Origin of the sequence: Aminicella lysinilytica (assembly GCF_004362975.1) — a bacterium.
In the GTDB taxonomy this organism is placed as follows: domain Bacteria; phylum Bacillota; class Clostridia; order Peptostreptococcales; family Anaerovoracaceae; genus Aminicella; species Aminicella lysinilytica.
Window position 1 is genome coordinate 17,411 of record NZ_SNXO01000021.1, and the last position, 23,815, is coordinate 41,225.

At 47.8% G+C, this 23,815-nt stretch carries 27 protein-coding genes and 1 pseudogene; 25 read left to right on the forward strand and 3 right to left on the reverse strand.

Annotated features, from left to right (window positions below; translation table 11 throughout):
- Window positions 1–36: 36 nt before the first annotated feature.
- The 5 genes from EV211_RS06580 to EV211_RS06595 all read left to right on the forward strand — a co-directional run bounded on the left by EV211_RS06580 (window position 37) and on the right by EV211_RS06595 (window position 3,285).
- Entirely contained in the window at window positions 37–885 is an 849-nt protein-coding gene (locus EV211_RS06580) for an aquaporin (RefSeq protein ID WP_133528633.1), read from the forward strand.
- 99 nt (window positions 886–984) lie between these two features.
- Window positions 985–1,788 (forward strand): CPBP family intramembrane glutamic endopeptidase, encoded by an 804-nt coding sequence (locus EV211_RS06585; protein WP_133528634.1) that lies wholly within the window; start codon window positions 985–987, stop codon window positions 1,786–1,788.
- Between the two features lie 15 nt (window positions 1,789–1,803).
- Window positions 1,804–2,706 (forward strand): DUF445 domain-containing protein, encoded by a 903-nt coding sequence (locus EV211_RS06590; RefSeq protein WP_133528635.1) that lies wholly within the window; start codon window positions 1,804–1,806, stop codon window positions 2,704–2,706.
- 23 nt (window positions 2,707–2,729) lie between these two features.
- The gene (locus tag EV211_RS10715; RefSeq protein WP_166635391.1) at window positions 2,730–2,873 is read left to right on the forward strand and encodes a hypothetical protein; all 144 of its coding nucleotides are present in this window, start codon (window positions 2,730–2,732) and stop codon (window positions 2,871–2,873) included.
- Window positions 2,860–3,285 carry a potassium channel family protein gene (locus EV211_RS06595; RefSeq protein WP_243108556.1) on the forward strand — a complete coding sequence of 142 codons (426 nt, stop codon included), beginning with the start codon at window positions 2,860–2,862 and terminating at the stop codon, window positions 3,283–3,285. Before EV211_RS10715 ends, EV211_RS06595 begins: the two co-directional genes overlap by 14 nt.
- Window positions 3,286–3,381: 96 nt before the next feature.
- On the opposite strand, the gene EV211_RS06600 is transcribed toward EV211_RS06595, so the two are convergent.
- Complete coding sequence (locus EV211_RS06600; protein WP_133528636.1) at window positions 3,382–4,095, reverse strand: SGNH/GDSL hydrolase family protein; 714 nt, start codon at window positions 4,093–4,095, stop codon at window positions 3,382–3,384.
- A 147-nt stretch (window positions 4,096–4,242) separates the two neighbouring features.
- Between EV211_RS06600 and EV211_RS06605 the strand changes: the two genes are divergently transcribed.
- From EV211_RS06605 to EV211_RS06635, 7 genes are all read left to right on the forward strand, one after another.
- On the forward strand, window positions 4,243–4,773 hold the full coding sequence (locus EV211_RS06605; protein WP_133528637.1) for a DUF1836 domain-containing protein: 531 nt from the start codon (window positions 4,243–4,245) through the stop codon (window positions 4,771–4,773).
- A complete protein-coding gene (locus EV211_RS06610) occupies window positions 4,770–5,291 on the forward strand; it encodes a flavodoxin family protein (protein ID WP_133528638.1) in 522 nt (173 codons plus the stop codon). The genes EV211_RS06605 and EV211_RS06610 overlap by 4 nt, the downstream gene beginning before the upstream one ends.
- On the forward strand, window positions 5,288–5,590 hold the full coding sequence (locus EV211_RS06615) for a hypothetical protein (protein ID WP_133528639.1): 303 nt from the start codon (window positions 5,288–5,290) through the stop codon (window positions 5,588–5,590). Before EV211_RS06610 ends, EV211_RS06615 begins: the two co-directional genes overlap by 4 nt.
- 114 nt (window positions 5,591–5,704) lie before the next feature.
- Window positions 5,705–6,799 (forward strand): CobW family GTP-binding protein, encoded by a 1,095-nt coding sequence (locus tag EV211_RS06620; RefSeq protein WP_133528640.1) that lies wholly within the window; start codon window positions 5,705–5,707, stop codon window positions 6,797–6,799.
- 44 nt (window positions 6,800–6,843) lie between these two features.
- Window positions 6,844–7,791, forward strand: coding sequence for a TIGR03943 family putative permease subunit (locus EV211_RS06625; protein ID WP_133528641.1), 948 nt, complete (start codon window positions 6,844–6,846; stop codon window positions 7,789–7,791).
- A gap of 577 nt (window positions 7,792–8,368) precedes the next feature.
- Window positions 8,369–8,890 (forward strand): CarD family transcriptional regulator, encoded by a 522-nt coding sequence (locus EV211_RS06630; RefSeq protein WP_133528642.1) that lies wholly within the window; start codon window positions 8,369–8,371, stop codon window positions 8,888–8,890.
- A 439-nt stretch (window positions 8,891–9,329) separates the two neighbouring features.
- Window positions 9,330–10,781, forward strand: coding sequence for an MFS transporter (locus EV211_RS06635; protein WP_133528643.1), 1,452 nt, complete (start codon window positions 9,330–9,332; stop codon window positions 10,779–10,781).
- Between the two features lie 30 nt (window positions 10,782–10,811).
- On the opposite strand, the gene EV211_RS06640 is transcribed toward EV211_RS06635, so the two are convergent.
- Window positions 10,812–11,639: a MerR family transcriptional regulator gene (locus EV211_RS06640; protein WP_133528644.1), complete on the reverse strand. Its 828-nt coding sequence runs from the start codon at window positions 11,637–11,639 to the stop codon at window positions 10,812–10,814.
- 102 nt (window positions 11,640–11,741) lie between these two features.
- Here EV211_RS06640 and prmA point away from each other — a divergent pair, with 102 nt between their 5' ends.
- From prmA to ppdK, 13 genes and pseudogenes are all read left to right on the forward strand, one after another.
- Complete coding sequence (prmA, locus tag EV211_RS06645; RefSeq protein ID WP_133528645.1) at window positions 11,742–12,728, forward strand: 50S ribosomal protein L11 methyltransferase; 987 nt, start codon at window positions 11,742–11,744, stop codon at window positions 12,726–12,728.
- A complete protein-coding gene (gene mtaB / locus EV211_RS06650; RefSeq protein WP_166635392.1) occupies window positions 12,728–14,041 on the forward strand; it encodes a tRNA (N(6)-L-threonylcarbamoyladenosine(37)-C(2))-methylthiotransferase MtaB in 1,314 nt (437 codons plus the stop codon). Before prmA ends, mtaB begins: the two co-directional genes overlap by 1 nt.
- Complete coding sequence (locus EV211_RS06655) at window positions 14,041–14,382, forward strand: histidine triad nucleotide-binding protein (RefSeq protein WP_133528647.1); 342 nt, start codon at window positions 14,041–14,043, stop codon at window positions 14,380–14,382. The genes mtaB and EV211_RS06655 overlap by 1 nt, the downstream gene beginning before the upstream one ends.
- A 145-nt stretch (window positions 14,383–14,527) precedes the next feature.
- A complete protein-coding gene (rpsU, locus tag EV211_RS06660) occupies window positions 14,528–14,707 on the forward strand; it encodes a 30S ribosomal protein S21 (RefSeq protein ID WP_034819698.1) in 180 nt (59 codons plus the stop codon).
- 42 nt (window positions 14,708–14,749) lie between these two features.
- Complete coding sequence (locus EV211_RS06665) at window positions 14,750–15,202, forward strand: GatB/YqeY domain-containing protein (protein WP_133528648.1); 453 nt, start codon at window positions 14,750–14,752, stop codon at window positions 15,200–15,202.
- A 69-nt stretch (window positions 15,203–15,271) separates the two neighbouring features.
- Complete coding sequence (locus EV211_RS06670) at window positions 15,272–16,243, forward strand: PhoH family protein (protein WP_330564610.1); 972 nt, start codon at window positions 15,272–15,274, stop codon at window positions 16,241–16,243.
- Window positions 16,243–16,671: pseudogene (gene ybeY / locus EV211_RS06675) on the forward strand (rRNA maturation RNase YbeY); the annotation flags it as partial. The gene EV211_RS06670 and the pseudogene ybeY, both read left to right, overlap by 1 nt.
- The gene (gene cdd / locus EV211_RS06680; RefSeq protein ID WP_330564613.1) at window positions 16,572–17,072 is read left to right on the forward strand and encodes a cytidine deaminase; all 501 of its coding nucleotides are present in this window, start codon (window positions 16,572–16,574) and stop codon (window positions 17,070–17,072) included. The pseudogene ybeY and the gene cdd, both read left to right, overlap by 100 nt.
- 11 nt (window positions 17,073–17,083) lie before the next feature.
- On the forward strand, window positions 17,084–17,983 hold the full coding sequence (gene era, locus EV211_RS06685; protein ID WP_133528651.1) for a GTPase Era: 900 nt from the start codon (window positions 17,084–17,086) through the stop codon (window positions 17,981–17,983).
- Window positions 17,983–18,741, forward strand: a complete 759-nt coding sequence (gene recO / locus EV211_RS06690; RefSeq protein ID WP_133528652.1) for a DNA repair protein RecO — start codon at window positions 17,983–17,985, stop codon at window positions 18,739–18,741. The genes era and recO overlap by 1 nt, the downstream gene beginning before the upstream one ends.
- A gap of 10 nt (window positions 18,742–18,751) precedes the next feature.
- The gene (locus EV211_RS06695; protein ID WP_133528653.1) at window positions 18,752–19,486 is read left to right on the forward strand and encodes a DUF4342 domain-containing protein; all 735 of its coding nucleotides are present in this window, start codon (window positions 18,752–18,754) and stop codon (window positions 19,484–19,486) included.
- 52 nt (window positions 19,487–19,538) lie between these two features.
- Window positions 19,539–20,927 carry a glycine--tRNA ligase gene (locus EV211_RS06700; protein ID WP_330564611.1) on the forward strand — a complete coding sequence of 463 codons (1,389 nt, stop codon included), beginning with the start codon at window positions 19,539–19,541 and terminating at the stop codon, window positions 20,925–20,927.
- A 35-nt stretch (window positions 20,928–20,962) separates the two neighbouring features.
- Window positions 20,963–23,590 carry a pyruvate, phosphate dikinase gene (gene ppdK, locus EV211_RS06705; RefSeq protein WP_133528655.1) on the forward strand — a complete coding sequence of 876 codons (2,628 nt, stop codon included), beginning with the start codon at window positions 20,963–20,965 and terminating at the stop codon, window positions 23,588–23,590.
- 9 nt (window positions 23,591–23,599) lie between these two features.
- On the opposite strand, the gene EV211_RS10805 is transcribed toward ppdK, so the two are convergent.
- Window positions 23,600–23,815: hypothetical protein (locus EV211_RS10805; RefSeq protein ID WP_207668001.1), on the reverse strand; the 216-nt coding region annotated here is incomplete at its 5' end.

The following is a 23,815-nucleotide window of genomic DNA, read 5'->3' on the forward strand; positions in this document are numbered from 1 at the left end:
GCTATTATAAAAATAAACGTCTTCGAGGAGGAAATAATGAAGAAATATTTAGCTGAATTTATTGGGACTTTAGCTTTGGCACTGATCGGCTGCGGAACGGCAGTTGGAGCCAACGCTTTGTTCACGGCACTGGGCATGGGATTGCCTGTGGCTTTCACGACATTGACCATCGCAGTAGCATTTGGCGTTACTTACATCGCCATGTACTACGCTTTCGGAAGCGTTTCCGGATGCCACCTGAACCCGGCAGTTTCTCTTGCTGTTTTGATCAATAAGGGAATGGGAGTCAAGGACTTCTTCGGATATATCATCGCACAGTTAGTCGGAGCTGTTGCAGGAGCAGGACTTCTGGCACTGTTCGTTCAGGGAAGAACTTCTCTAGACGCTTGCGCTTACGGAGATTCAAGTACTTTCGGAATCACTATCTGGATGGCTCTTGGACTTGAACTTGTAACATCATTCCTGTTTGTACTGGTATTCCTGGGAGCTACTGACAAGAAGGAAAAGACTGCTGTCAGCGGTATCGTCATCGGACTTGCGCTGGTTGCCGTTTATCTGTTCTCAGTCCCGTTCACAGGCGGCGGAGCCAATCCGGCAAGAGCATTCGGACCTGCTATCGTACAGCTGAGCACAGCCATTACTCAGGTTTGGGTATTCATCGTTGGACCGCTGGTTGGTGGTATACTTGCAGCACTTGTTAATAAGATCTTCAGAGGAGAGCCGAAGGAAGCTAAGACAATCGAAGAGAAGAAAACTGATGCTAAAGCAAAGAAAGAGAATCCTATTGAAGCAGCTATCGCAGCTGATGAAGAGGATGACGATGCTGAAGAGGCTGAAGAAGATACTAAGGAAGACGCAAAAGACGAAGAGAAAGTTACTGAGTAATTTGCAGGATTTTACAGAGCATCTGGCGTACAGGTGCTCTTTTTTTCTTGCAATGAATGGCCTGCGGGGTTAGAATAAGGTAATTCAGAAGGAGGATCCATGGGGAAAATCGACGATAGAAAATGCCTGACAATAATAGTAGAGGTAGTGGTCATATATCTGGTGACCTTCGCTCTTGGAGCTATGGCGCTTATGCCGGCCCTGACTGCCGCCACAGACATGAGCACCAACTCTGTCACCGTTATCAGCAGTCTGGCTGTTGATGCGGTACTTATAGTGGTATTTTTGTTATTGTTCAAAGATCTGGATCCTTTCGGAGGCAAGCCGGGCATCTCAGTAAGACATGAGACACCATTTATAGTGGCAGGACTGGTGAGTTTTTTGCTCCTTGGCATTCTGACGGGGACGATCCTCGCTGGTCTCATGCCGGAAAACTACAGTGAGTATTCGTCGGCCTTCGGCCTCGGGACCGGTAACATGGGTATCATAGAGATCCTGTGGTTGGTGGTTGCGGCGCCTGTTGCCGAAGAGATCATGTGCCGTGGAGTCGTATTCAAGGCGGTCAGATCCGGACATGGGTTCTGGCTTGCGGCTATCATTTCATCTCTGCTATGGGCCGTGATCCATATGGACCTGATCCAGGGAATAAGTACGTTCATACTGGGCCTGTTACTGGCCCTGCTCATGGAAAAATTCGGCAGTCTGTGGGTCTGCATAGGAGCCCACATGCTGAATAATGTTATAGCGATTCTGCCATCTGATGTATTTACCCTGCCCAATGAACTGAAGTACCGGGTCATAATGGCTGTGGCCGTGACAGTAGTAGTGCTGGCTCTGACCAGGGCCCTGGCAGTACATAAGACCGATGTTCCGGATGCGGACACCGGCATATCTATAATCTGAAAGAAGGAATAGTTAATGAACTGGTCATTAATAGCAGGCCCGATAATCGGTGCCATAATTGGATATTGTACGAATTATATAGCAGTCAAGATGCTTTTCAGACCTCTGGAGCCCATATATGTCTTCGGAAAAAGGCTGCCATTCACCCCTGGCATAATCCCCAAGAGTAAAGACCGCATAGCCGTTGCCGTGGGCAACGCCGTAGGCGGAGGTCTGCTGACACAGGAAGCCCTGGAGAAGACTTTGTTAGCGCCGGAACTTAAGGAAAAACTCCGCCTGAGGATCAATGCTGTCATCCGCAAGGAATCTCAGGATGAACGGCTTGTCCGCGACGTCATAATCTTCTATGTAGACGGAGACGAATTCGACGGTATGCTGGAGAAGGGTGAGGATAAGGTCGCCAGCGTCATAGCTCAGAAGGTCATTGAAATGGACATAGGCAGGCTGGTCGCTGACGAGGCTATCAACGCCATCAAGGAACAAAGGGTAGGCTCTGTGGTTACCAGGCTATTTAGCGACGAGTTTCTCTACACGCTGATATCGCCAATAAGCGATAAGGTAGACGCTATGGTCAAGGAACGTGGCGTGGAACTTGTGAAACAGAAAATCCACGAGGAGTTCCAGTCCTTCGAGGAGAAGACTGTGGGCGATCTGTTTACGGCCATCGAAAAGTCCGGTATAGATGTGGGGCAGTCTATGGTCAACGCTTACGAAGTGTTTATAAAGAAGCGCCTTGAATCTATACTGAAGAATATTGATATTGCTCAGATCGTCAAAGATAAGATGGATTCCATGGATGCGGGCGAAGTTGAGGAACTTGCGCTGTCAGTAATGAAGAAGGAACTCAATGCCATCGTAAATCTGGGAGCGTTGATAGGATTTATACTTGGCTGTGTCAATATCTTCTTTAACCTGTAGTTGCGTCGTCGTGCGGTTACATTATGAGAAAGCCTGTAGCCGTAGTGGGAGTGCTGTTCCTGTGCTTCCCTGTCAGTATAGTTTTGCCTTTGATAGCAGGAGCTTATGCGGGAAGCCTGGTACCGGCCATAGGAAGAAAGGAGAAGCGTGGAGATGAGAAAAATTAAGAGAGTCAGATTTTTGTGGACGATAATCAAACGCACCCATGCCGAACGTCTTGTTTACAGTTTGTTGGTTTCGGTTTTTGTAAGCGCATTGATCCTTTGCCTTGTGGAGCCGGACATCAACAGATACGGGGATGCTTTGTGGTACACATGCGTCAGTATTTTTACCATAGGATTTGGAGATTTTGCAGCGGTAACGGTAATAGGCAGGATCGTCACCATAGTAGTGACGCTTCAGGCTCTGCTGGTGCTTGCCATAATACCGGGCATAGTTACCAGCTATTATATTGATGTCGTAAAGGAAAATCGAAAAGAATCTGTTACCTTGTTTATGGATAAATTAGAGCGGTTACCTGATCTTTCCAGAGAAGAACTTGAAGAAATATCAGAACGAGTCAGACAAATGACAAAATAGGCGCAGCAGAACCAATAAAATAATCGCCTCACAAGACTACCGGGACTGTAGAGAAAGAAAACTCACCGGTTTCCTGTGAAGCGATATTTTCAATTGTTAACAGGCTTTCTGATCTGCCGCGTTGTTACTGCGAAAAAGATCTTCTATGGCCTTTTCCAGATAATCGGCTATGACTTTATGGCCCTTGCCATTTGGATGCATGCCGTCTAAGCATACCAGAGATTCATAGTCCGGCTGTTGGAGGACTGCACTCCTTATGTCGATGACAGGCACATTCTGTTCCCTGGCTATTTCATTTACCATATCATTGTATCCCTCATGCCAGCGGTATATGTATTCCTTGTCGCCCTTAAGAAACTCAAGGATGTTGTCTTTATCAAGTCCCTTTGATACCCAGCCGAAGAATTTATCAGCTACAAGAGGAGGAAGAGACATCATTACAGGCGTGCTGCCTGCGGCTCTTACCCTGGCTATCATGGAAAGATAAAGCTGTCTGAATTTATCTAAGGGAACCAGAGGCAGATGTTCATCCTGCGGAGTTTCCGCGATCTCATTCCACAAAAGGTCACAGTCGTTGCCGCCGAATTCCAACAGAGTATAGTCATAGTCACCCAGAGTATCCTCATGTTTATTCATTATTTCAGAGCCCTTGACTGTGGTGCTTCCGAATTTAGCGAAGTTCTTGATTTTAACGCCGGTATCTGCGGAAGTCAGGTTGATGAAGCTATCTTTCAGGAAGACATACTTCCCCTTTGCTTCGTCGAAAACCACTCCCTTGGTGATCGAATCACCGAAAACGCATATATTCATTCTAATTACCCCCTTACGAGATATTAAATACTTTATAATCTGATATTGAATATTATATTTAAGAATATCGAAAATGTCAACACGTTATTGCAAAAAAACTTAAAAAGTTTTATAATATCATCATATAAATTATTAAGGGGAGCAACTATGGAAAAGATAGAAGAACTGAAGGTGAAACTGAAGGAGTCCAGACCGGAGAAATGGGAACAGATCCCGGACATCGATCTCTACATGGATCAGGTCATCAGCTATATGACCAGACAGCACATCGGACTGGAACTGGACGACGATGAGGAGTCGCTGACTTCAGCGATGATAAACAACTACATTAAAAGCGGCCTTTTGCCAAGGGCCCACGGCAAGAAGTACGACCGTGAGCACATTGGATATCTTACAGCCATCTGTCTTCTGAAGCAGGTCCTCAGCGTAGGCGAGGCCGGCGTGCTTCTGTCCAACCAGATGGAGCACCGCAGCATAGAAGATTTCTATAACAATTACAACAAAGTCCTCGATGAGGAGTATAATAAGGTAGCGGACAGCATCAAGGATAATGCTTCCGAGGAAGAACTAGCCCAGGAAGCCCTCAGGCTGGCTGTATCAAGTTACGCTCAGAAACTGGCCTGCAAGAAGATCTTGGATGATATAACGCCCCATGAAGATGAGGAGGGTAAGAAATGATAGGAAGAAAACCCAAGAAAACAGCTCTTGTTTATTTTTCCCTCAACGGAAATACCGATTATGTGGCTAACAGAATAGCCGAGGAAATCGGAAATCAGGCTGACCTGGACGTTATCCGTCTGGAGCCTAAGAAGCCCTATGTGGACAAGGAACCTATGAAATTCGTCAAAGGCGGCGCCGCGGCAACCTTCGGAGCCAAGCCTGAACTGAAGGCTTACGACTTCGAGCCTAAGGAATACGACACGATAATTTTCGGGACCCCTGTGTGGGCCGGAACCTTCGCTCCGCCACTGCGGACCTTCATGCTGGCACATAAACTAAAAGGCAAAAATATCGCTTTGTTCATCAACAGCTCCTCAGGCAATGTGGACAAGTGCCTTGCCAAACTGGATAAATACCTGAAAAAGACAAACCTGATAGCTACCCTCAGCCTGGTGGATCCATTGAGATCCATGAGCACCGAAGACCTGGAGGAAATCAGAAAGTTTGCCAGGGAGATACTGGAGAATAAAGAATGAAAGAGTTAGCATTGACCCCCGACAAACCCTTTGTCAACAACGTAGACGTGACGGTCTACGACTTTCCCAAGGGCAGGGAAGAAAGTCGGCGGAAGCGCTGCGGCATAACCGTAGAGTTTGCCGAAAGCGACGTAGCGGACCTGCAGGGCCAGGGCATGGACTACGAGGCGGCTATTGAATATTACAAAAAGTACATTTACGATCTTGTCACGGCTAACATCGGCCCAGACTGGCAGTGTGTGGAAGGCTGGGACAAGGTCATGGAAATAGTAGAAGACCACGTGAAGGCATATTATTAAAAATTGCAGGCGGGCTCAGGTCCGTCTGTTTTACTGCTTGCCTTGTGTGGTATAATAATTCTGTGCCTCGGGTACGCCCCGGCACTAATCAACAAAGAAAGAGATGGTTATTTTATGGCAAAAGTTGATATTTTCTCCGGCTTTCTTGGAGCCGGCAAGACGACACTTATCAGGAAACTCATTGAGGAAGCCTACGGTGACGAGCAGATCGTCCTCATCGAGAATGAGTTCGGCGAGATCGCAGTAGACGGCGGGTTTCTGAAGGATACAGGCGTCAAGATAAATGAAATGAGCGCAGGCTGCATTTGCTGCACACTGGTGGGAGACTTCGGAAAAGCCCTGAATCAGGTCATCGACCAGTACGACCCGGACAGGATCCTCATCGAGCCTTCCGGCGTAGGCAAACTCAGCGACGTTATAATCGCGGTCCAGGATCTGAAAAACGACAGGATCCAGCTCAACGGCTTTACAACAGTTGTAGACGCCAAGAAATGCAAGATGTATATGAAGAACTTCGGAGAGTTTTTCAACAACCAGATAGAAAACGCAAGCTCGATAATTCTGAGCCACACAGACGGTCTGTCACAGGGCAAACTGGATCAGTGCGTTGCTGTACTTCGCGAGCATAATGCGGAGGCGTCTATTGTGACGACACCGTGGGACGAGATCAAGGGCTCGCAGATCCTTGAGATCATGGAACAAAAGAAAACTTTGTCGGCGGAGCTTGAGCATCTGCGTGAGGAAGCATATAAGGAGCAGGCTGAGCATGAGGCCGAGCATGAACATGAAGGTCATGAGCATCATCACGATCACCATGAACATGAGCATCACCATGATCATGACGACCACGATGAACATGAGCATCATCACGACCACGACCATGATGAACACGAGCATCATCATCACCATCATCACGACGGTCATCATCATGCAGATGAGGTCTTCGAAGACTTCGGGGCCGAGACTACTCATAAATATACTAAAGATCAGATCCGAAAAGCCCTGGAAGGCCTGCAGAATATAGCGGAAGTAGGACAGGTACTGAGAGCCAAGGGCATCGTAGAAGGCGAAGACGGACAGTGGATCCACTTCGACTATGTACCGGGCGAACCGGACGTAAGAACCGGCAGCGCGGAGACTACAGGTATGATCTGCGTCATAGGCGCAGGCATCGATCAGGATCGCATCAAGGAGCTCTTCGGCATGTAAAGACCGGGATCTCGGGATTCGACTTAATGTAAACAGGAGGCAAAATGGAAATACCAGTATATTTGTTTACCGGATTCCTTGAATCAGGTAAGACAACGTTCATACAGGATGCTTTGGAGGGGGACGATTTCAATGCGGGAGAGCGTACCCTCTTCCTTTTGTGCGAGGAAGGCGAGGAAGAATATCACCCTAGCAGATTCTTCGGCACCAATGTATTCTTTGAGAAAATTGAAAATGAGGAAGATATAAACGAGAAACTGCTAAGCAGTCTGCAGAAAAAGCATAAGGTTGAGCGTGTTATAGTAGAGTGGAACGGCATGTGGAACCTGGACAGCCTCTATCAGGCTATGCCTCAGGAGTGGATCACATATCAGGAAATGATGTTTGCTGACGCAACGACTTTCATCACATACAACGACAACATGCGTCAGTTGGTCTTCGACAAGCTGAAGAGCGCTGAGGTAGTCGTGTTCAATCGCTGCGTCCGCGGCGGCTTCGACAAGATGGCCTTTCATAAGATAGTCCGGGTTGCCAACCGTAAGAGCCAGATACTCTACGAGTACGGTCGCGACGATGTGGAAATGGATAATATCCAGGATCCGCTACCCTTCGATCTGAAGGCTCCGGTAGTCACCATCAAGGATGAGGATTACGCCGAGTGGTACAGAGACATCAACGAGGATCAGGATAAATACGACGGTCTGACTATCAAGGTCAAGGGCCGTGCCGTTACAGGCGGCGAGATACCTGACGACAAGTTCGTCTTCGGCCGTCACGTAATGACGTGCTGCGTCCAGGACATTCAGTTCGCAGGCCTGGTCTGCAAGTGGACAAAGGAAGCAGCCAAGCTTGAAAACGGCCAGTGGGTGACTGTCAAAGCAAAGATAAAGGTTGAAGTCGACCCTGTCTATGAGAATACAAAGGGACCTGTGCTCTACTGTACTGAGGTACAGAAAGTAGACCCTGCAGACCCAGAGGTGGCAACATTTTAAGGCGTTGCCGCCTTTTTTTTGCCATGGAAATACTGCCACCGAGGGCCGGACACTAATCCGGGTTCCTTCAGCGACATATTTAGTGTCCCAGATGTCTGTGGCGCCGGTATTTAGTGTCCGGAGTGCCTTATCCGAGGGCCGGACACTAATCTGAGTTCCTTCAGCGGCATATTTAGCGTCCCAGATGTCTGTGGCGCCGGTATTTAGTGTCAGGGGCCCCTTATCCGAGGGCCGGACACTAATCCAAGTTCCTTCAGCGACATATTTAGTGTCCAAGATGCCTGTGGCGCCGGTATTTAGTGTCCGGAGTGCCTTATCCGAGGGCCGGACACTAATCCAAGTTCCTTCAGCGACATATTTAGTGTCCCAGATGTCTGTGGCGCCGGTATTTAGTGTCCGGAGTGCCTTATCCGAGGGCCGGACACTGATCCGAGTTCCTTCAGCGACATATTTAGTGTCCCGGTGATTTTAAACATCATATGTCTACTATTAAATTCCCCCTTACAATTAGTCACAAAAAGGTGTATAATATCATTGGGGTAATTTTGCCCTCTTATTAGTGAAGGGAGATGTAGTGATGTTTGAAGTAGACGACCTGATCATGTACGGAGGAACAGGGGTCTGCAAAGTCGAAGCAATTACTAAACCGGAGTTCGAGGATCCTGACGAAGACAGGCTATATTATGTACTGCAACCGCTTTATCAGAGCGGAACTATATATGCGCCGATAGACAATGATAAGGTCTTTATGAGGCCAGTCATTTCAGAAGACGAAGCCAATGATCTTATAGATATCATGCCTGAAGTGCATACAGAAATATATAAGAGCAGCAGTATACAGCAGCTTTCCAAGCATTATCAGTCAGTAATCGATACTCATAAATGTGTAGATCTCATTAAATTGACTAAGTCTATTCACAAGAAGAAAGTTGATGCTATGAAGCAGAACAGACACTTGGGGCAGATAGACAAGAAATTCCTGAAGAGGGCTGAAGACCTTCTGTTTGGAGAGATAGCAGCAGCTCTGCACATGTCTATGGACGAGGTTTCGGATTATATCGGCAGCAGGATCAACAGCGTATACGAAGAAGCTGAATAAACGATAAAGAAAAGAGGCGCGGGCCTCTTTTTTTATGCAACAAGCATTAGAACTGGTGGAGAACTAAAGTTAAAATCGAGGATTCTTTTGGTAATTTTCGGATGCTCCGCATTACGCGATTCCGCAGGAGCAGATACAGCCATAGCCGCAGACGAGTAAAAAGAACAGCCTAATATGCCGCGATGTTTGATGACGAAACAATGGTGACATATGAGGAACAATGTGCTTGCACAATTGTTCCGACAAAGTCACCATTGGAAATTCTCGTAGAGAATTTCAGAGTTTTCGTCAAGTTCGCGGCATATTCTGTTCTTTACGAGTGAGACTATATGGCTGTTCGCGCACGAGGACAAGCGAAATGCGGAGTATCCGAAAAAAACACTTGACTATATAGTAACTATATACTTTATAGTATAAATAAGCAGGGAGGTGCTTATTTATGAAATTGAGATTCCATACAAAGTTATCTTATGGAATCGGGGGAGTTGCTGACAATGCAATGTACACGCTGGTCGGAACATTCCTCTTATTTTTCCTGACATCAGTAGCCGGAATCAGGCCGGCGGCAGCAGGGACCATCGTCGCCCTGGGATCAGTGTGGGAAGCCATGTGCGGCCCGGTCACGGGATTCCTCTCCGACAACACATGCTCGCGCTTCGGAAAGAGAAAACCTTTCCTCATGGCCGCGGCCTTTCCTGTAGCCATAGTCACAAGCCTTTTGTTCACGGCCATAGACGCAAGCTATACCGTGAAGATAATATATTATACCGCCATGACGCTGCTATTCTGGCAGGCCTTTGCGCTGTTCTTTGTGCCATATATGGCCTGGGGCTCAGACCTGACCGAGGATTACCACGAAAGAACGGTACTGAGATCATACGCATATCTGTTCAACCAGGTAGGCATGGCCCTTGGAATGGTTTTGCCGACCATAATGGTCGACTGGCTCATGAACATGGGCAGATCTGTCGAGACGTCCTGGTCAATGCTGGGCATAGTCGTAGGCGTACTCAGCGGAGGAGCTCTGCTCATCTGCGCCCTGACTATCAAGAAGAGCGATGTGAAAAACTTCGTGAAGGACCCAAATCGGGAAAAGGTATTCACAGCCAGGAAGATCGCCTGCATGTTCAGGGAATATTTAATGATCCTGAAACTCAGGCCCATCAGATTCATAATCGGCGCCAGCCTTTTGTACCTGGTAGCCAACACATTCTTCTCATCGGACAGAGTTTACTATTTCACGTATAACCTGGGATTATCGGCAGGGCAGATCTCCTTGATAATGCTGGTAATAACCATCGTGGGCATAGCTCTGACGCCGGTGGTTGCGTTCATCTGCGGATTATCCGACAAGAAAGACGTATTCATGATAGGCGTAGGAGCCACAGGAGTGATGCTCATAGGAGCCAGATTCATCGGCGTGGATTCATTCATGGCCTGCTGCGTTCTGTGCTTCATATATTCCATAGGCAACACCTGCTACTGGCAGCTGATGCCGTCTATGATCTACGACGTCTGCGAGGCAGAAGAACTGGCATCCGGCGAGAAACATTCCGGGCAGGTCATCTCGCTGCAGGCTTTGTCTGAATCAGTTTCCACGGCCGTAGGCTCTCTGATCCTGGGCATAATACTTCAGACGGCGGGCTTCAACGAGAGCGTCCATGCACAAAGCGATATGGCTCTGTCATGGGTCAGCAACTGCTTCACGCTGCTGCCGGGGATCTGCATGATCCTGGTGGCTGTGGTCATCGCCAATCACCCTATCAACAAGCACAGCTTCCAGCGCATAATGGATGCTCTGGAGAATCGCGCAAAGGGCATAGAAGTTGATCTGAAGGAATTCGAGGATGTCTTCGGGAAGAAATTTGTAAAGCACAATAAAAAACACTGACGGCAGAACCGACAGTGTTGCTGGCAGAAATCAAAGGACACGGACCGAAACCTTGACCATATAATGGTAGTACCCATTGACTGAAAGGTCGTCTAAGATAAGATCTTCGTAAAGAGAATCATCTAGTTGCAGGTGATTCTCTTTCGCGTATGCGATCAGTTTCTTGCACAGTTCCAGAACTTTATCATAGCCGTGATCGTCGTAGATGGTCAGATAGCGGCCTTTGGAGTCCACATAGACATCCTTATAGCCGGAGGATCTGAGAGAATCCTTGTCGACGACCGTATAGAACTTAGAATAGTGGTAGCTGTTCTCTTTGACGCCGTCCACAGGGATCATGCCTCCGATAGCATGGGCGCTGGAAAGATCAAGACTGCGGCAGTAACTGAAATGCTCCGAGACTGCTTCCGCAACATCGCGCTCATCCTCGGGCCCCGTATAATCGGTTATGACCAGATATTCTTCATCGATATCCTCGAAGGCGATCTCCCCCAGATGAGCGTGGATCCCCTCTTCTGTAACATCGATTTTCTCGTCTATATAGCGCCTGGCAAATTCCAGCCGGCGAATACCCTGATCTATGTCATCACGCCTGTCGTTGAGCAGCTTAATGAGAGCCTCCGGCGACCGGTTGGCCATGTGCGCCTTGATGTCCTTCAGAGGCACCCGCAGCTCCTTGAACATAGTCAGGACCTCGAAGGTCTCCAGCTGAGTAAAGGAATAATAGCGGTAGCCGTTTTCCCCTGTATATTCAGGCTTGAAGATGCCGATCCGGTCATAGTAAAAGAGCGTCTGCTTGCTGACGTTGAAAAGCCTGGCAAATTCACCTGTTGTAAAATAATCTTTGTTCTTCTTCATGTGACCATTATAGCACAGTGAAAGGCTCCTGGCAGAAGTTTTTACGGTTTACCTTCATGGCGGCAAATGGTATAATAGATGTGCTGACCGGAGGTAGAAAAAGTGAAATACATAGAAATAAATATAGAAACATCGGAGACCGGCATCGAGCTGATAGTCGCAAGGCTTCTGGCCCTGGGCATAGACAATACCGAGGTGACGGATCCCCACGATATACAGGAGATAATGGAACAAAAGGAAACCTATGCATGGGATTACATTGATGACAGTGTGGTTGAGAAAATGCAGGAGGCGCCTGTCGTCACAGTTTATCTGGAGGAGGGCTCTGCGGGTCTTGAGAAAGCAAAGGAAATCAGGGCGGATATGGCCGATATGGTCGTGGCTGCTGCTACGGGAGCCTACGGTCCGGGGACTGACGGAAAGGGCGTAGACCTGGGGTCCATGAAGATCCTCGTAAACGACAGAGACGATTCTCAGTGGAAAGACAAGTGGAAGGAATACTTCAAGCCTTTCAGAGTTTCAGAACACATAGTGATCAAACCTACATGGGAAGAATATACGGGGGAACCGGCCGACCACATTCTGGAAATAGATCCGGGCATGGCTTTCGGTACGGGCACCCACGAGACCACTTCCATGTGTATAGAAATGATAGAGAAATATCTGAAACCGGGGGACAAAGTCCTGGACGCCGGCTGCGGCTCGGGAATACTGACCATAGCGGCCATCCTTCTTGGAGCCGGTCAGGCTCTCGGTGTGGACATAGACAGGGAAGCCGTTCGTGTGGCCAATGAAAACATTGTCAAAAATCATGTAGAGGATCACGCCACGGCTCGCTTCGGCGACGTGACTGAAGGTGTGGACTTCCGGGGAGACCTGGTAGTAGCTAACCTTATGGCGGAACTGGTATGCATGATATCGCCCGATGTGCCTGCCCATCTCGTAGACGGCGGCATATACATTTCTTCAGGAATACTGACTGAGAAAGAAGACATGGTCAAGGCGGCCCTTAAGGGAGCAGGTTTTGAGATAGTCGAGATAGATCGAAAGGGAGAATGGTGCTGCATAGTAGCGAGGAAGGGGAAATAATGAAAGTTGCATTCCATACTTTAGGCTGCAAAGTCAATCAGTATGAGACAGAAGCCATGAAAGAGCAGTTTGCCCGTGGCGGATACCAGATAGTAGGCGAAGATGATTTCGCTGACGTATACGTAGTAAACACCTGCACGGTGACTAATATGGCCGACCGCAAATCGCGGCAGTTCATAAGGCACGCAGGAAAAATAAATCCTGATGCTGTAGTGGCTGTCACAGGCTGCTACGCGCAGATGAAGCCCGACGAAGTGTCCGCTATAGAAGGCGTGGAGATAGTTGCCGGGACAGACGAGAAACATCACATGCTCGATTTTGTTAACGATTACATGACGCAGCATGCCGCGACCATCAGCATCAAACCCTACGACCAGCTGTCAGAATACGAAGACCTGGGCGTAATAGATGCCATGGAATCCCGTACCCGCGCATTCATAAAGATACAGGAGGGATGCAATCGATTTTGTTCCTACTGCGTCATACCCTATGCAAGAGGTCAGGTCCGCAGCAGAGACGAGGGCGAGATCGTCCGCGAAGTCCGCGGGCTGGTGGACAAAGGTTACCGTGAGATAGTCCTGACAGGCATAAATACGGCCCTTTACGGGGCAGACAAAGGCGAGCTGGCCATAGAGCCACTCATAGCCAGACTCAACGCCATAGAAGGAGATTTTCGCATCAGACTCAGTTCTCTGGAACCGACAGTCATCGATGCGGAGTTCGTCAAAGGGCTCCTGGGATATGAGAAACTGTGTCACCACCTGCATCTGTCGATCCAGAGCGGGTCCGACAGGATCCTGGGATTCATGGACAGACACTATTCCAGAGAGGATTACCTGGAGATCGTCAATGTGCTCAGGGACTTTGATCCCCACTACGGGATTTCCACAGATATAATAGTAGGCTTTCCGGGAGAGACTGAAGAGGATTTCCAGGATAGCGTTGCAATGACTCGCCAGGCGCAGTTCTGCAAGGTACACGCCTTCAAATATTCCATGCGCAGCGGTACCAAAGCCGCGGAAATGGGCGACCAGATCCCGGGAGAAGTGAAAAACCAGCGTAGCGAAGAACTGATAGAGGCGGCGGAATCGACTGCGGAGCATTTCTTTGATGACTGCGTCGGAGACAGCAGGCGGGTGCTCTTCGAGACCTGTGAAGATAAGATGATCACCGGATACACGGACAACTATATCAAGGTTTATGCGGAAGGTGATGAAACTATGTTTAATGAGCTTTGCGAAGTAAGGCTGTTAAAGAAATATAAAGACGGAATGCTCGGCGAGATAACGCACGGGCAGGAAAGGAGCAGATAATGGCAGATTGTATTTTTTGCATGATAGCAAATCATGAGATACCTACCGATGTGGTTTATGAAGATGATAAGATCATCTGCTTCCACGACGCAGAACCTCAGGCCCCTGTCCATGTTCTGGTGATACCGAAGAGACACATAGAGTCTCTGGATGATGTTACTGAAGATGATCAGGAACTTCTCGGATATATCATGTTCAAGATCCACGAGATCGCTGCAGATCTGGGCTTGGAAAACGGATACAGAGTAGTCAGCAATAACGGCGAAGACGCTTTCCAGACCGTCAAACATCTTCACTTCCACATTCTTGGAAAACGTAAGATGACCTGGCCACCAGGCTGATTTTCCGCGGCTTCAGTGTTGATTTTCCGCGGTTTTCAAAAAACAACTTGCTATATCTCCGCAAAAATAGTATAATTATCACCGTTATAGGCATAAGTCTATCCACAGCTTAATATTTCAATTAAGGCAGGAGGTGAATCGGGATATGGCACAGGTAATCGTAAGAGAAAACGAAAGCTTGGAGAGCGCTCTGAAGAGATTCAAGAGATCATGCGCAAGAGACGGCGTAATGGCAGAAGTTAGAAAAAGAGAGCATTATGAAAAGCCAAGCGTGAAGAGAAAGAAAAAGTCTGAAGCCGCAAGGAAAAAGGCTAAGAAATACTAGTCTTTTAGGCCATTTAAACCATGTAGAAACGAGGTGATATAAATGGGCTTAAAAGAAGAATTGATGAGCGACTTCAAGGAGTCGATGAAAGCTCACGATGAGATAGCTAAGAACACTATCAGTCTTGCCAGAGCTGCTATCAAGCAGTACGAGGTAGACAACAGAGAAGAACTTGACGAAGCCGGCATAGTAGCAATTCTGCAGAAGCAGATCAAGATGCGTAAGGATGCCCTCGCCGATTTTGAAAAAGCTGGAAGGAAAGACCTGTTTGACGCATATAACGCGGAGATAGACGTTCTTAAGAAATACATCCCTGAGCAGTTATCGAAAGAAAAGATCGCTGAAATTGTCAAGGAGACTGCTGCTTCCCTGAACATTGAGAAGGGCAGGCAGAACATGGGCAAACTCATGGGTCCCGTTATGGGCAAGGTCAAAGGCCTCGCCGATGGCAATGATGTGAAAGAAGTCGTTATGAAATTTCTTTCCGAAGAATAAAGACGAATTATGGCTGGGCATTGGCGGTAACGCTGTTGCGCAGCCATTTTTACTATAAGGAGATACTATTTGAGCAACGAATTACGCAAGATTAAGATCGACGATACCATAGATATGGAAGACCTTTTCGGCAACCTTGACGCCAACCTTGATATAATCAAGGAAAGCACAGGCGTAGAGATAATCCAGCGGGATGATTGCCTGTTATTGAAGGGCGAGAAGCCGGAAATGGCTGAGGAAATACTCAGAGAACTGATTACTCTGGTCAGGAGCGGCGACACCATCGACGCGCAGAAGGTCAACTACATAGTTTCCCTGAAAGAGAGCGGACTCTCCTACAGCGAACAGAAAGTCAGCAAGGATGTCATTTGTTTTACCACCAAGGGCAAGCCTATCAAACCTAAGACCATAGGCCAGAAGGAATACGTAAACAGCATTAAAAACAGAGACGTAGTCTTCGCCATCGGCCCTGCGGGAACGGGTAAGACGTATATTGCCGTGGCTATGGCCATCAGCGCATTCAAGAACAAAGAAGTACAGAAGATAATTCTGGCAAGACCGGCCGTTGAAGCCGGTGAAAACCTGGGATTCCTGCCGGGAGATCTGCAGGAAAAGGTAGATCCTTACCTGAGACCTTTGTACGATGGACTTTATGACATTCTCGGCAGAGAGAATGCCACGAGACTTAAGGAGAAGGAAGCCATAGAGGTAGTGCCTCTCGCATACATGCGAGGCCGTACCCTGGACGACGCCTTCATAATACTGGATGAGGCCCAGAATACCACTCAGGAACAGATGAAGATGTTTCTGACCAGAATGGGTTTCGGTTCCAAGGTAGTCGTCACCGGAGACGTGACTCAGATCGACCTGCCAAAGGGCAAGAAGAGCGGCCTTGTAGAGGCCAGTCACATTCTGAAGGGCGTCAACGGTATCGATTTCTGCTACCTGACAGACGTAGACGTAGTGCGCCATGAGATGGTCAAGCGCATAATCAAGGCTTACGACAGTTATTATAGAAGCAAGCCGGGGGACAAGGAATAATGAAGATATATTTTGACGACGAAGAACAGGTGTCAGAAGACATACTGGCCACTATGGAAAAAGCCGCAGACCTTTGCGTTACCGGGGAAGGCCTGGACGCAGGCATCTGCGAGGTCAGTGTATCCTTTGTGAGCCAGGACGAGATCCATGACCTGAACCGGGAGTATCGCGGCGTAGACAGCGTCACGGATGTCCTGTCATTTCCACAGTATGAAGACACGGCGGACATGGTCGGCGATGTCATAGAACTGGGCGATGTGGTCATCTGCCGGGACAGAGCCGCCGAGCAGGCCGAGGAGTTCGGCCACAGCTTTCAGCGGGAGATCATATATCTCTTCACCCACAGCATTTTGCACCTGCTTGGCTACGACCACATGACAGAGGCCGACAAGAAGGAAATGCGCGGCCGCGAGGAAGAAGTCATGAGCGCCCTGGGCATCGGGAGGCAGTAATGGATAAAAAAGAATTATACAGAGAGGCTAAGGCGGCCATGGTCAATGCCTACGCGCCTTACTCGAATTTTACCGTAGGAGCGGCCCTTTTAACTAAGAGCGGCCGGGTCTTCACGGGCGTCAATGTTGAAAATGCCTCATTTGGGGCTACTATATGCGCCGAGCGTACGGCCTGTGTCAAGGCTGTATCCGAGGGGCACAAAGATTTTGCCGCCATTGCCATTGCCTCAAGCCGAGGCGGGGCGCCTATGTGCGGCATATGCAGACAGTTTTTGTCGGAGTTCGCGCCGGACCTGAAGGTAATAACCGGGGACGACGAAGATCACCTAATTGTAACGGAGCTCACAGAGCTCCTGCCTGACAACTTCAGGCTTTAGAAAGGAATTAAATGAAATCAGGATTTATAGGAATAGTCGGACGGCCTAATGTTGGCAAGTCGACTCTGCTCAACCAGATCATGGGGGAGAAGATAGCTATTACTACAGACAAACCTCAGACTACGAGAAACAGCATCAGAGGGATCTATACCAGACACGACGATGGAGACAATGGAGTGCAGATGGTGTTCATCGACACGCCGGGCATTCACAAGGGCCGCAACAAACTGGGTTCAGCCATGACAGACATGGCAGTGAATACCTTTAAAGAAGTAGACGTGATTCTCCTGCTGGTAGACGGACCTATGTCCAAGGGCCCGGGAGACAAATACATCGTAGATATGATGAAGGATGTTAACACGCCTAAGATCCTGGTAGTGAATAAGATGGACACTATGGATCCAGAGGAGTATCTGGAAATATACAACGAATACAACGAGCTGGGCATCTTCGATGACATTTACGGCACATCGGCCCTTAACGGAACCAATGTAGTCGAGCTTTTGTCACGGGTCGAGGAATTTCTGGAGGAAGGACCTATGTACTTCCCTGAGGATATGATAACCGATTATCCGGAGCGTTTCCTGGTCAGTGAAGTCATAAGAGAAAAGGCTCTGCTATACCTGAATGAGGAAGTCCCTCACGGCATAGCTGTGGAGATCGAATCCTTCAAGGAAGAGAAGAACATAAGCAAAATAAGCGCTGTTATTTACTGCGAGAAGAAGTCCCATAAGGGCATCATCATAGGCAAAGGCGGCAAGAAACTCAAGGGTATCGGCAAGGCTGCGAGGCTGGAGCTGGAGGCACTGTTGGGAACAAAAGTGTTCCTGGAGTTGTGGGTGAAGGTCAGGGAAAACTGGCGTGACAGCGATTTCGACCTTGCTAATTTTGGATATAGGGACAGAGACTGATGTATTTGAATTCAGAAGGGATCATATTTCGGCAGACCAAAGCAACCGGCGGCCGCAGGATGATCCTTTTGTTCACAAAGAAATATGGTAAGATCAGCGTGGGCACCAGCATGAGTGAGAAAGCCAGGACCAAGTCCTCTCTTGCCATGCGTCCGTTCACCTATGGCAATTATCAGATTTTCCAGGGCAGGACGTATTACAATCTGGACAAGGCAGACACTATTAAGAGCTTTTACGGCATCGGCGAGGATCTGGATAAATTCATGTATGGTTCCTACGTTCTGGAGCTTACGGAGAAACTGGTACCCGAGGAGCTGGCCCAGCCTGCGATCTTCGATCTGCTCATAGAGTTCATGGAACAGCTGGAACTTCGGAAAAAGAGCTGCGAGACTCTGGTTCTGGCCTATGAAGTCAGGATACTGAAGATACTGGGTATGTTCCCTGAGCTCAGGTCCTGCGTAAGTTGCGGCAGCAAAGAGGAACTTGATTATTTCAGCGTCAGAGACGGCGGGATCATGTGCAGAAACTGCGCTGAAAAACTTAGATCTGAAGGCGAAGATTCATTGATTTATGATGGGAAATTTGGTATAGTAGATATATTGAATTACTTTGCTTCCAATTCACTTGGATCTTTCAGTAAAATTGCCCTGGATGACGGCATAGCAGACAGATTGCAGGTGATTATAAAGGAGTACATCTCATACCATTTAGATGTGGGAAATTTAAAAAGCGAGAGCCTTTTCGCGAAAAATATATAGGAGGTTAATTATGGAGATCACATTGGAAAAAATCGAACTGGTCAAAGACAGAACAGGCGCAACATATAAGGAAGCCAAAGATGCTTTGGAAAAAGCGGACGGAAATGTGGTTGACGCTATCATCGCCATTGAGGAGAATATAGACGAACAGTCTTCATCCAGGAAATTTGGCGAACAGGGGGAAGCCTTGATCGACAAGATGAAAGAGGTCATCAAGAAGGGTAATATTTCTAAGATCGTAGTTAAACGAAACGACGATGTGCTCATCAATATTCCGTTGAATGTCGGTGTGCTCGGCGCAGTAGTCGCTCCATGGGGAATCGTTATCGGAGTGCTGGCTGCTTTCAGTTTCAAATGTAAGATCGAGCTGATCAAGGACGATGGCTCAGTCGTTGACATTACAGATAAGGCCGGCAATATTTACGACGACGCTGTAACTAAGGGCGGCGAAATCTACGGAGGAATCAAGGAGAAGGCTCCTGGAGTCTACGAATCCGTAAGAGAAAAGGGCGGCGACGCTGTAAACAAGGCTAAGGATATGGCGAAGGACGCTACTGATGCTGCCTTCACAGCTGCAGGAAATAAATTCGGCAAATCGTCTTCAGATGATGATATCATCGATATCGATATCTGCGACAAGGATTGCGAAACATGCACCGAGCCTTGCGAGGATCGTTGCGATGACTGTGAATATGATAAATATCACGGTGAAGAAACTAAAGAAGATAATAAAACAGAAGAATAATCATAAATATTAAAGAAAGTTGGTACACTGATCAATGGGTAATGAAGTTACAATGGAAAAAATCGTCGCACTGTGTAAGGGAAGAGGTTTCGTATATCCCGGTTCGGAAATCTACGGAGGACTGGCAAACACATGGGATTACGGTCCCCTTGGCGTAGAATTCAAGAACAACATCAAGAAAGCATGGTGGAAGAAATTTGTCCAGGAGTCCAAATATAACGTTGGCCTCGATGCCGCCATTCTGATGAATCCGAAAACATGGGAAGCTTCAGGACATATAGGCGGATTTTCAGATCCACTGATCGACTGCAAGAACTGCAACTCAAGGTTCCGCGCTGATAAGCTCATAGAAGACTATATGGCAGAAAAGGGAGAAGAAATCATCGTTGACGGATGGCCTAATGAGAAACTGGAGGCATTTATCGCAGATAATGGAATCAAATGTCCGGATTGCGGTAAGACTGACTTTACCAGTATCAGACAGTTCAATCTGATGTTTAAGACATTCCAGGGCGTCACCGAAGACACCAAGTCTCAGATATATCTCAGGCCGGAGACTGCCCAGGGAATTTTTGTTAACTTTAAAAACGTAGCCAGAACTTCCAGGAAGAAGATACCTTTTGGCATCGCGCAGATAGGCAAGTCCTTCAGAAACGAGATCACGCCGGGCAACTTCATCTTCAGGATCAGAGAATTCGAACAGATGGAGCTGGAATTTTTCTGCAAGCCTGGTACGGATCTGGAGTGGTTCGACTATTGGAAGAACTATTGCAGAAACTTCTTGGATTCTCTTGGAATGAATATGGAGAAACTGAGAAGCAGGGATCATTCTCAGGAAGAATTATCTCATTACAGTAATGCTACTACAGACCTTGAGTATCTGTTCCCATTTGGATGGGGAGAACTCTGGGGAATAGCAGACAGAACAGATTTTGACCTGCGCCAGCACAGTAAATTTTCCGGAGAGGAAATGACATTTACTGAAGGCGAAGGTAAAGATAAAGAGACATATATCCCGTATTGCATAGAGCCGTCGCTGGGAGCAGACAGAGTTGCCTTAGCCTTCCTGATCGACGCCTATGATGAAGAAACTGTAACAGATGCCAAGGGCAAGGAAGACACGAGAGTTATCATGCACTTCCACCCGGCACTTGCGCCATTCAAGGCTGCCGTACTGCCACTTGCCAAGAAACTGGCAGATCAGGCTGAGCCTGTATATGACGAGTTGTCCAAGTACTTTAATGTGGACTATGATGTTACAGGATCGATTGGAAAGAGATACCGTAGAGAAGATGAGATAGGTACTCCTTACTGCATTTGCGTCGACTTCCAGACAGAGGAAGACGGATGTGTAACTATAAGAGACAGGGATACGATGGAGCAGACGAGACTGCCTATCGACCAAGTCAGAAGTTATATTGAGGAACGCTTGGAATTCTAGGATTCTAAGCAAGACAAAACAGAGAGGTAGGAAATATGGAAAACAAATTTGTTTATTCATTCAACGAGGGTTCCAAAGATATGCGCGATCTATTAGGAGGAAAGGGAGCCAACCTGGCAGAAATGACCAAGATCGGCCTTCCCGTACCTTTTGGATTCACAGTTACTACGGAAGCTTGCAAGAAGTATTACTCAGACGGTAAGCAGATCGACCAGACCGTGGTCGAGGAAATCAAGATCAAACTCGTAGAACTTGAGAATGTCATGGGAAAGAAATTCGGAGATCCTAAGGATCCTTTACTGGTATCAGTAAGATCAGGAGCGCCGATATCCATGCCGGGTATGATGGACACCATTCTTAATCTTGGACTGAATGATGAGACCGTCATAGCGCTGGCTAAGCTCACAGACAATGAGAGATTTGCCTACGACAGTTATAGAAGATTTATCCAGATGTTCGGAGACGTAGTCCTGGAAGTTCCTATGAAGGAATTCAACAAGATATTCGATGGACAGAAGGCTAAGGTCGGCGCTGAATTTGACGTAGACCTGGGCACTGAAGATCTGAAGACGATAATAGTAGGATATAAGAAGCTGGTCAAGGACACTCTGGGAAGAGACTTCCCGCAGGATCCTCAGGAACAGCTTATGGAAGCCATTACGGCTGTATTCCGTTCATGGGGAAATGACAGAGCTATACTATACAGAAAGCTCAATGACATTTCGGAGTCATTGGGAACAGCAGTAAATGTTCAGTCCATGGTATTCGGAAATAAAGGAAACGATTCAGGCACAGGCGTAGCCTTCACCAGGAGCCCGGTAAACGGCGAGAGAAGTATCTACGGAGAATTTCTTGTCAATGCTCAGGGAGAAGACGTAGTTGCAGGAATCAGGACTCCTAAGCCTATCCATGAGATGGCAGAGTCATTCCCTGAAGCATATAAGAATTTCGAGCACATTGCAGATGTACTTGAGAAGCATTACACGGATATGCAGGACATGGAGTTCACTGTTGAGAACAGCAAGTTATTCATGCTCCAGACGAGAAATGCCAAGAGAACAGCAGAGGCTGCAGTAAACGTAGCCGTTGACATGGTAAATGAAGGCCTCATCGACAAGAAGACAGCAGTCCTCAGAATAGAGCCGGATTTCGTAGAGCATCTGCTTCACCCTCGCTTCGACAGCGATGATGAAGATAAGGCAACACCTATTGCCAAGGGACTTGCCGCTTCTCCGGGAGCAGCTTTCGGAAAGATCTGTTTCCAGGCAAAGGATGCCACAGAACTGGCTGATAAGGGCGAGAAAGCCATTCTCGTTCGTCAGGAGACATCTCCTGAAGACCTGGCTGGAATGGTAGTTGCGCAGGGCATATTGACCGCTCACGGCGGAGTTACATCCCATGCTGCAGTAGTAGCCCGTGGAATGGGCAAATGCTGCGTAGCAGGCTGTTCTGCAGTTGCTATCGATGAAGATGCCAAGGTAATGACCGTAAACGGCAAAAAATATAAAGAAGGGGAGTTCATTTCCCTTAATGGAACTAACGGTAATGTATACGAAGGTATGCTGAAACTGGTACCACCTGATATTTCAGGAAACTTCAATAAGATCATGTCATGGGCAGACGAGATCCGCACTATGAAGGTAAGAACTAACGCAGATACGCCTAAGGACCTGAAACAGGCACTGGTATTCGGAGCCGAGGGAGTTGGCCTTTGCCGTACAGAGCACATGTTCTTCAACGAAGAGAGAATCCCTGCTATCCGCGAGATGATCATAGCGAAAGATGAGAAGTCAAGACGCGTAGCCCTTGCTAAGCTGTTACCTTTCCAGAAGGGCGACTTCAAGGAAATGTATCTGGCCGTAGGCGACAGACCTATGACAGTAAGATTGCTGGATCCGCCGCTACATGAGTTCCTCCCTAAGACTAAGGAAGACATGCAGCAGCTTGCAGAGTCAAGCGGCGTTCCATACGATGTGCTTGTGGCAGAGGCAGAGAGTCTGAAGGAATTCAATCCGATGCTGGGACATCGTGGATGCAGACTTGCAGTTACATATCCTGAGATCGCAGAGATGCAAACGGAGGCTATAATCACAGCTGCTATCGAAGCATCGGCAGAGCTGGGCAAGGACATCGTTCCTGAAATCATGATACCTCTCGTAGGCGAGAAGAAAGAACTGATGAATGTCAAGGCTACAGTCGTTGCTACTGCAGAGAAATGCATGGAGAAAGCCGACAAGAAGCTGGAGTACATGGTAGGTACCATGATAGAGATCCCAAGGGCAGCACTTACTGCTGACGAGATCGCAGAGGAAGCAGAATTCTTCTCCTTCGGTACTAACGACCTTACACAGATGACCTTCGGCCTGTCCAGAGACGACACAGCTGAGCTTATCAGAGGATATGTTGATAAGGGAATATATGACCATGATCCGTTTAAGTCCATAGATCGCGATGGCGTTGGCAAGCTCATGAAACTGGCTACTGAACTGGGCAAGAAGACTCGCCCTAATATCCATCTCGGTATCTGCGGAGAGCACGGCGGAGATCCTAAGAGCATAGAGTTCTGCAATAGCATCGGACTCAACTATGTTTCCTGCTCACCGTACAGAGTACCTGTGGCAAGACTGGCTGCAGCTCAGGCTGCAATCAAGCAGGGCAAATAAACAGAGCACTTAACGAGGGGCTGCCTTACGGGGCGGCGGGTATCCAAAGTTATTTGGGGTTTCTCCAAAATAATTTGGGGGCCAGAACTGGGGAATATCCAAAAACTCCAAAGTTATTTGGGGGCTGGAGTAGATGTAGTATATAAATCGGACAATAGTTTTGAGAAATTTCTCCATTGGTAGTACAATATCAAATATGAGGAGGAGTATGCTATGCCAAGAAGA

Bases quoted from the DNA above. Each gene is read 5' to 3' on its own strand.
- EV211_RS06580 (WP_133528633.1), top strand. From the start codon at position 37: ATGAAGAAATATTTAGCTGAATTTATTGGGACTTTAGCTTTGGCACTG.
- EV211_RS06585 (WP_133528634.1), top strand. From the start codon at position 985: ATGGGGAAAATCGACGATAGAAAATGCCTGACAATAATAGTAGAGGTA.
- EV211_RS06590 (WP_133528635.1), top strand. From the start codon at position 1,804: ATGAACTGGTCATTAATAGCAGGCCCGATAATCGGTGCCATAATTGGA.
- EV211_RS10715 (WP_166635391.1), top strand. From the start codon at position 2,730: ATGAGAAAGCCTGTAGCCGTAGTGGGAGTGCTGTTCCTGTGCTTCCCT.
- EV211_RS06595 (WP_243108556.1), top strand. From the start codon at position 2,860: ATGAGAAAAATTAAGAGAGTCAGATTTTTGTGGACGATAATCAAACGC.
- EV211_RS06600 (WP_133528636.1), bottom strand. From the start codon at position 4,095: ATGAATATATGCGTTTTCGGTGATTCGATCACCAAGGGAGTGGTTTTC.
- EV211_RS06605 (WP_133528637.1), top strand. From the start codon at position 4,243: ATGGAAAAGATAGAAGAACTGAAGGTGAAACTGAAGGAGTCCAGACCG.
- EV211_RS06610 (WP_133528638.1), top strand. From the start codon at position 4,770: ATGATAGGAAGAAAACCCAAGAAAACAGCTCTTGTTTATTTTTCCCTC.
- EV211_RS06615 (WP_133528639.1), top strand. From the start codon at position 5,288: ATGAAAGAGTTAGCATTGACCCCCGACAAACCCTTTGTCAACAACGTA.
- EV211_RS06620 (WP_133528640.1), top strand. From the start codon at position 5,705: ATGGCAAAAGTTGATATTTTCTCCGGCTTTCTTGGAGCCGGCAAGACG.
- EV211_RS06625 (WP_133528641.1), top strand. From the start codon at position 6,844: ATGGAAATACCAGTATATTTGTTTACCGGATTCCTTGAATCAGGTAAG.
- EV211_RS06630 (WP_133528642.1), top strand. From the start codon at position 8,369: ATGTTTGAAGTAGACGACCTGATCATGTACGGAGGAACAGGGGTCTGC.
- EV211_RS06635 (WP_133528643.1), top strand. From the start codon at position 9,330: ATGAAATTGAGATTCCATACAAAGTTATCTTATGGAATCGGGGGAGTT.
- EV211_RS06640 (WP_133528644.1), bottom strand. From the start codon at position 11,639: ATGAAGAAGAACAAAGATTATTTTACAACAGGTGAATTTGCCAGGCTT.
- mtaB (WP_166635392.1), top strand. From the start codon at position 12,728: ATGAAAGTTGCATTCCATACTTTAGGCTGCAAAGTCAATCAGTATGAG.
- EV211_RS06655 (WP_133528647.1), top strand. From the start codon at position 14,041: ATGGCAGATTGTATTTTTTGCATGATAGCAAATCATGAGATACCTACC.
- rpsU (WP_034819698.1), top strand. From the start codon at position 14,528: ATGGCACAGGTAATCGTAAGAGAAAACGAAAGCTTGGAGAGCGCTCTG.
- EV211_RS06665 (WP_133528648.1), top strand. From the start codon at position 14,750: ATGGGCTTAAAAGAAGAATTGATGAGCGACTTCAAGGAGTCGATGAAA.
- era (WP_133528651.1), top strand. From the start codon at position 17,084: ATGAAATCAGGATTTATAGGAATAGTCGGACGGCCTAATGTTGGCAAG.
- recO (WP_133528652.1), top strand. From the start codon at position 17,983: ATGTATTTGAATTCAGAAGGGATCATATTTCGGCAGACCAAAGCAACC.
- EV211_RS06695 (WP_133528653.1), top strand. From the start codon at position 18,752: ATGGAGATCACATTGGAAAAAATCGAACTGGTCAAAGACAGAACAGGC.
- EV211_RS06700 (WP_330564611.1), top strand. From the start codon at position 19,539: ATGGAAAAAATCGTCGCACTGTGTAAGGGAAGAGGTTTCGTATATCCC.
- ppdK (WP_133528655.1), top strand. From the start codon at position 20,963: ATGGAAAACAAATTTGTTTATTCATTCAACGAGGGTTCCAAAGATATG.